We start from the raw sequence: 6939 nt of genomic DNA on the forward strand, positions 1-6939 counted from the left end.
GGCCGGTGGCGTACAGTCGGCATGGCGCGGCCCCCGCGGCTAGTGGACCGGGGTGCGCAGCGGCGCCGCGAAGGACGTCGGGCGGCTCCGACGCCGCACGGTCGCCGGGAGGGGGCAACGAGGACATGGCTGGCAACGGTGACCGTGCCGAGACGTGGACGTCGGAGCTCCGCGAGCAGCAGAACGCCCTCGGCTCGGATCTGGGTCCGGCCGATCCGGCCGCGTACACGATGCGCAAACCCATCCCGGAGCCGATGCCGACCGATCGGCACGGTCCGGCTCGCATCATCGCGATGGCCAACCAGAAGGGCGGGGTCGGTAAGACAACCACCACCATCAACCTCGGTGCCGCGCTCGCCGAGTACGGCCGCAAGGTGTTGCTTGTCGACTTCGACCCGCAGGGGGCCCTTTCCGTCGGACTGGGCGTCAACCCACACAACCTGGACCTTTCGGTCTACAACCTGCTCATGCAGGACGACGTCACCGCCGACGACGTGCTCATCAAGACCGACGTGGCCGGGCTGCACCTGTTGCCGGCGAACATCGACCTCTCCGCCGCCGAGATCCAGCTGGTCAACGAGGTCGCCCGTGAGATGGCGCTGGCCCGGGTGCTCAAGAGCATCCGCAAGGAGTACGACTACATCCTGATCGACTGTCAGCCGTCGCTCGGTCTGCTGGCGATCAACGCGCTGACCGTAGCGCACGGCGTGCTCATCCCATTGGAGTGCGAGTTCTTCAGCCTGCGTGGGGTGGCGCTGCTGCTGGACACCATCGACAAGGTACGCGAGCGGCTGAACTTCGACCTGGAACTCGAAGGCATCCTCGCCACCATGTACGACAGCCGCACCACGCACTGTCGTCAGGTGCTCCAACGGGTGGTGGAGGCGTTCGGCGACAAGGTCTACCAGACGGTGATCACCAAGACCGTGAAGTTTCCCGAGTCCACCGTCGCCGGCGCGCCCATCACCACGCTCGACCCGGCCTCCTCGGGCGCCCGCAACTATCGTCAGCTGGCCCGCGAGGTGATCGCAGCGCAGGCCGAGCGGTAGGAGGCGCGGAACCGAGGTGTCCCGAGCGTGGACTACCGTCGTCGGCGTGAGCGCCCCGCCTCTCCACCAGACCGCCACGGCGGAACCGCCGCCACCGGTGGCTGACCCACCCGTGCCAGCGGACACGAACGGTTTCACCGTCCGGTTGGACAACTTCACCGGCCCGTTCGACCTGCTGCTGCAACTGATCGGCAAACACAAGCTCGACGTCACCGAGGTCGCCCTGCACCAGGTGACCGACGAGTTCATCGCCTACATCCGGGCGATGGGCGACGACTGGGACCTCGACGAGGCGAGCGAGTTCCTTCTGATCGCCGCCACCCTGCTCGACCTGAAGGCAGCTCGGCTGCTGCCCTCCGCCGAGGTCGAGGATCCGGAGGACCTGGCCCTGCTGGAGGCACGGGACCTGCTCTTCGCCCGGCTGCTGCAGTACAAGGCGTACAAGGAGGCGGCGGCGCACATCGCCGCCCTGGAGGCGGTGGGTGGCCGGCGCTATCCCAGAGCCGTCACCCTGGAAGCCCGCTACGCCGAGGCCCTACCCGACCTGGTACTGGGGATCGGCCCGCAGAGGCTGCTCAAGCTGGCGGTGCGGGCGATGACCCCGAAACCGGTACCCGAGGTCTCCGTCGCCCACGTGCACATGGTCCGGGTGAGCGTCCGGGAACACGCCGCCATCATCGCCGAGCGGCTGCGCCGTGCCGGGACCGCCAGCTTCTCGCTGCTCTGCGCCGACTGCGAGGCCACCCTGGAGGTGGTTGCCCGGTTCCTCGCCCTGCTGGAGCTGTACCGGCAGGGTGTGGTGGCTTTCGTCCAGGAACAGGCGTTGGAGGAGTTGACGGTCCGCTGGACGGGTCCCGCCGACGGTGGCCCGGCCCTGACCATCGACGAGTACGCCGGCACACCACCGGAGGTGCCCACCGGGCCGCCGGCAGGCAGCGGACCGGCGCCCGCCGGCAGCACCTCCGACACCGCCAGCGACGCGGACGCTGGCGAGGCCGACCCGACGGCGACGACCGAGGAGCCAACTGGATGAGTGACGAGGAGCGGCCCGACTCCCTGGCCGAGCAGGCAGCCGCCTGGGTCCCGCCGTGGCAGCGACCCGCCCCACAGGCGGACGCCACCGCACCCGGCGAGGCAGCCCAGCCCGATCCTACGGACCCCGCCGCGTCCACCGCTGCTTCCGCACCTGCCGTCCGTACCGCCTCACCCGACCCGGGGCCGCTCTCCACCACCTCAGGGAGCGGGAAACCTGGCGTGCGCGTGCCCCTCCAGGGGGCCGTTCCTGCCGGGACCGAGATGCCGGAAACGGACGCCAGGAAGGCGGGCGCCCCGGGGGACCGTGGTACGGGGGCGGGCGCCCCGGGGGACGACGCACCGGGCCCGGTGCGCAGACGTCCGATGGCACGGGTTCGACCGGCACCGGAGCCGGCGCCGGCACTCGACGACGCGGAGTTGCGCGGCGCGCTGGAGGCGATACTGCTGGTCGTCGACGAACCGGTGAGCGAACTGGTCCTCGCCCAGGTGCTGGAGCAGCCCGCCGAGCGGATCGGCCCGATGCTCGACGAGATCGCCGCCGGATTCACCGCCGCAGGTCACGGCTTCGAGTTGCGCCGGGCAGCGGGCGGGTGGCGGCTGTACACCCGCCCGGAGTACGCCACCTACGTCGAGCGGTTCGTTCTCGACGGGCAGTCGGTCCGGCTGACCCAGGCCGCGCTGGAGACCCTGGCGGTGGTGGCCTACAAGCAGCCGGTGACCCGGTCGCGGATCTCCGCCATCCGCGGCGTCAACTGCGACGGCGTGATCCGTACCCTGGTCACCCGTGGCCTGGTCGAGGAATGTGGCACCGAGTCCGACAGTGGGGCCCACCTGTACCGGACGAGCACCATGTTCCTGGAGAAACTCGGCCTGAACAGCCTCGACGACCTGCCGCCCCTGGCCCCCTTCCTCCCCGACGACGTAGAAGAGCTTGCCGATGCCGCGCGATGACCGCACCCCCCGCCCCGACGCACCCGTCTACACCGGCCCCGAACGTCTGCAGAAGGTGCTCGCCGCCGCCGGAGTCGGCTCCCGGCGGGCCTGCGAGGACCTGATCTTCCGTCGGCGGGTGACGGTCGACGGGCGGGTGGCGCAGCTCGGCGACAAGGTCGACCCGACCACAGCCGTCATCCATGTCGACGGTGAACGGCTGGCGGCCGACACCCGGCTGGTCTACCTGGCCATGAACAAGCCACGCGGAGTCGTCTCCACCATGGCGGACGAGAAGGGGCGTACCGCGCTCGCCGATTTCCTCGGCAACCGGGTCGAGCAGCGTGTCTACCACGTCGGGCGGCTCGACGCGGACAGCGAGGGGCTGCTGCTGCTCACCAACGACGGCAACCTGGCCCACCGGCTGATGCACCCCTCCTACGGGGTGCCCAAAACCTACCTGTGCGAAGTTTCCGGCCCGATCCCGCGCAACCTCGGCAAGCGGTTGGCGGCCGGCGTGGAACTGGAGGACGGCCCGGTGACCGTCGACGCCTTCCGGGTGGTGGACAGTCTCGGGCGTACCGCCCAGGTCGAGCTGACGTTGCACGAAGGTCGCAAACATATCGTACGCCGACTGCTGGCCGAGGTCGGTCATCCCGTGAGTCGGCTGGTGCGTACCTCCATCGGGCCGATCCGGCTCGGTGACCTGCGTGCCGGGCGCACCCGACGGCTCACCAACGCGGAGGTCGCCGCCCTGTTCAAGGCCGTGGGTGACTGAGGCGGCGGTCGTGGGTACGGCTGAGGGTAGGCTGCCTGACGGCCCGGGCGGGTGACTCCCCACGGCGCCGGGCATCATTGGACGTGTGTGGTCAACCGCTCGCGGTCGTCGCCGACGAATCGTGAGGTACGGGCTGAGGAGGACGACGGTGGAGGAAAACGTGCCGGCCGGGCGCTGCGTGGTCGCTGTGGACGGGCCGTCCGGTTCGGGGAAGTCCACCGTCTCCCGGCGACTCGCCACGAGCCTCGGCGGGCGTTACCTCGACACGGGCGCGATGTACAGGGCGATCACCTGGGCGGTGCTGCGCTCCGGCGTCGACCTGACCGACGCGCAGGCGGTGGCCAAGGTCGCCGGTGAGGTGGACCTGCGCATCGGCACCGACCCCGCCGGATATGGCGTGACGGTCGACGGGGTGAACGTCGAGACCGACATCCGGGGCCCCGAGGTGACCGCCGCAGTCTCGGCCGTGGCCGCCGTCCCGGCGGTCCGGGCGCTGCTGGTGGCCCGCCAGCGGGAGATGATCACCAGGGCGGTCCGGATCGTGGTCGAGGGACGGGACATCGGTTCCGTCGTGACGCCCGACGCCGACCTGAAGGTGTACCTGACCGCCTCGGCGGCGGCGCGTGCCGCCCGACGCAGCGCCGAGAACGCCTCCGACGTCGCGGCCACCGCCGCCGACCTGGCCCGACGTGACCAGCTGGACTCGACCCGTAAGGCCGATCCGCTGGCCCAGGCACCGGACGCGGTGGTGCTCGACACCACCGAGCTGGGTATCGACGAGGTCGTCACGCGGCTGCGGGCACTACTCGCCGAACGGTCAGTGGCATGAACGTGGGCACCCACGGTGTCGCCCGCCGGCGAACGAAACGAGGCGCGGCGTGACCGACGACGGCTGGGTCGAGCTGCGTGAGCCGGACCTGGACACCGAGGAGCAGACCGGTCCGCAGCCGGTGGTGGCCGTCGTCGGTCGCCCCAACGTGGGCAAGTCCACGCTCGTGAACCGCATCATCGGTCGCCGTCAGGCGGTCGTCGAGGACGTGCCGGGGGTGACCCGCGACCGGGTGCCCTACGACGCGCAGTGGTCCGGGCGGGCGTTCACCGTGGTGGACACCGGAGGTTGGGAACCGGACGCGAAAGACCGCGCCGCAGCGATCGCGGCCCAGGCCGAGACCGCCGTGCTGACCGCCGACGTGGTGGTCTTCGTGGTCGACGCGATGGTTGGCTCCACCGACGTCGACGAGGCGGCGGTGAAGATGCTGCGCCGCAGCGCCAAGCCGGTGCTCCTGGTGGCCAACAAGGCCGACAACACCAACATCGAGCTGGAGGCGACCTCACTGTGGTCGCTCGGCCTCGGTGAACCGCTCCCGGTGTCGGCGCTGCACGGGCGCGGTTCCGGCGAACTGCTCGACGCCATATTGGCCGCGCTGCCCGAGGCGCCGAAGGTGCCCGAGTACCGTCCCCGGGGCCCCCGCCGGGTGGCGTTGGTGGGGCGGCCGAACGTCGGCAAGTCGAGCCTGCTGAACCGCTTCTCCGGCGAGGAACGGGCAGTGGTCGACGCGGTCGCCGGGACCACCGTCGACCCGGTGGACAGCCTCGTCACCATCGGCGGGGACACCTGGCACCTGGTGGACACGGCCGGGCTGCGCAAGCGGGTCGGCAGGGCCAGCGGCACCGAGTACTACGCCAGCCTGCGGACCGCCTCGGCGATCGAGGCGGCCGAGGTGGCTGTGGTGCTGCTCGACTCCAGTGAGCCGATCAGCGAACAGGACCAGCGGATCCTGTCCATGGTCACCGAGTCCGGACGTGCGCTGGTGATCGCCTTCAACAAGTGGGACCTGGTCGACGCCGACCGCCGGTACTACCTGGACAAGGAGATCGAACGGGAGCTGCGCCGCATCCCGTGGGCGATCCGGCTGAACCTGTCGGCGAGAACCGGGCGCGCGGTCGACAAGCTGGCCGCGGCCCTGCACCGGGCGCTGGACAGCTGGGAAACCCGGATCCCCACCGCGCAGCTCAACGCGTGGCTGACCGCCTTGGTCCAGGCCACCCCGCATCCGGTGCGGGGCGGCCGGGCACCACGGATCCTGTTCGCCACCCAGGCCGGGGTCGCCCCACCACGCTTCGTGCTCTTCACCACCGGTCCGCTGGACGCCGGCTACCAGCGCTTCGTGGAACGCAAGCTGCGTGAGGAGTTCGGCTTCGAGGGCAGTCCGATCGAACTATCGGTACGCCCGCGAAAGAAGCTCGGCCCCGGCGGACGCGGCAAAGCTCACGGCTGACACCCCCCTCCTAGGATGGTTGAGGGGTTGTGGCGCCGGTGGGGGTGTGTGACGCGGGGGAATGCCTGCGCTAAGCTGTACCGGCTGTCGCGGGCAAGCCCGACGATGGCATCGGGACGTGGCGCAGCTTGGTAGCGCACTTGACTGGGGGTCAAGGGGTCGTCGGTTCGAATCCGGCCGTCCCGACAAAGAAAAAGCCCTGACCAGCGGGAACACTGGTCAGGGCTTTGATTTTCTTCGATGGAGATTTGAACCGCCCTCCGAAAACCCCCCATTTACGCGGTGCGGCAACCAAGTTCGTCATCGGTGTGCATCGTTCTCTCCTGGCGACGATCCTTGGTTGCTCGGGTGGCTGCCGAGCCGTTCGAGGATGCCGGACACGTCTGGGGCTTGTACCGGCTTGGGAATGTAGTAGGTGTCGGTGACCTCCTCGCTGGAGTGCCCGAGCTGCGCTGCCGCGCTCTTGGTATCGATCTTCTCCTTGATGAGGGTGGCGACGGTCTTTCGGAAGGTGTGCGGTTGATCATCGAGAGGTAGGGGCATGGCAAAGCTGATTTATGTGAATAACGTGTCGCTTGACGGCTACATGGAGGACGAACGCGGCGCGTTCGCCTGGTTGCCGATGGACGACGAGGTGTTTGTTGTCTAAACCGATCTCCTGCGGTCCGTGGGCACGTTCCTCTACGGGCGGCGGCTGTACGAGGCGATGGCCGTCTGGGAAACCGACGCCGCTCTGGCCGCGCAGTCTGCCCTTCCCCTCGTAGCGTGGAGGCCAGAACTTGAGGGATGGAGGTTCATGGCTGAAACGAGACGCCGGTTCGATCCGGAGTTCCGCGCGGGCGCGGTCCGGATCGTGCGGGAAACCGGG

At 69.7% G+C, this 6939-nt stretch carries 7 protein-coding genes, 1 tRNA gene and 1 pseudogene; 8 read left to right on the top strand and 1 reads right to left on the bottom strand.

Going from position 1 to position 6939, the window contains the following annotated elements; translation table 11 throughout:
- Positions 1–125: 125 nt before the first annotated feature.
- The 7 genes from HCA58_RS21980 (at position 126) to HCA58_RS22010 (ending at position 6257) form a co-directional block, all read left to right on the top strand.
- Positions 126–1049: a ParA family protein gene (locus tag HCA58_RS21980; RefSeq protein WP_169599833.1), complete on the top strand. Its 924-nt coding sequence runs from the start codon at positions 126–128 to the stop codon at positions 1047–1049.
- 97 nt (positions 1050–1146) lie between these two features.
- Positions 1147–2082, top strand: coding sequence for a segregation/condensation protein A (locus tag HCA58_RS21985; protein ID WP_346776079.1), 936 nt, complete (start codon positions 1147–1149; stop codon positions 2080–2082).
- Positions 2079–3035, top strand: a complete 957-nt coding sequence (gene scpB / locus HCA58_RS21990; RefSeq protein WP_169599837.1) for an SMC-Scp complex subunit ScpB — start codon at positions 2079–2081, stop codon at positions 3033–3035. Before HCA58_RS21985 ends, scpB begins: the two co-directional genes overlap by 4 nt.
- Positions 3022–3792, top strand: a complete 771-nt coding sequence (locus HCA58_RS21995; protein WP_093409729.1) for a pseudouridine synthase — start codon at positions 3022–3024, stop codon at positions 3790–3792. Before scpB ends, HCA58_RS21995 begins: the two co-directional genes overlap by 14 nt.
- A 148-nt stretch (positions 3793–3940) precedes the next feature.
- Positions 3941–4621, top strand: coding sequence for a (d)CMP kinase (gene cmk, locus HCA58_RS22000; protein ID WP_169599839.1), 681 nt, complete (start codon positions 3941–3943; stop codon positions 4619–4621).
- 73 nt (positions 4622–4694) lie between these two features.
- Positions 4695–6071: a ribosome biogenesis GTPase Der gene (gene der / locus HCA58_RS22005; RefSeq protein ID WP_205809414.1), complete on the top strand. Its 1377-nt coding sequence runs from the start codon at positions 4695–4697 to the stop codon at positions 6069–6071.
- Between the two features lie 112 nt (positions 6072–6183).
- A tRNA-Pro gene (locus HCA58_RS22010) sits at positions 6184–6257 on the top strand.
- A 114-nt stretch (positions 6258–6371) separates the two neighbouring features.
- On the opposite strand, the gene HCA58_RS22015 is transcribed toward HCA58_RS22010, so the two are convergent.
- A complete protein-coding gene (locus tag HCA58_RS22015; protein ID WP_169599843.1) occupies positions 6372–6614 on the bottom strand; it encodes an integrase in 243 nt (80 codons plus the stop codon).
- Between the two features lie 124 nt (positions 6615–6738).
- Between HCA58_RS22015 and HCA58_RS23745 the strand changes: the two are divergent.
- A pseudogene (locus tag HCA58_RS23745) lies at positions 6739–6939 on the top strand (hypothetical protein); the annotation flags it as partial.

Origin of the sequence: Micromonospora sp. HNM0581, from assembly GCF_012726175.1 — a bacterium.
GTDB lineage: Bacteria > Actinomycetota > Actinomycetes > Mycobacteriales > Micromonosporaceae > Micromonospora.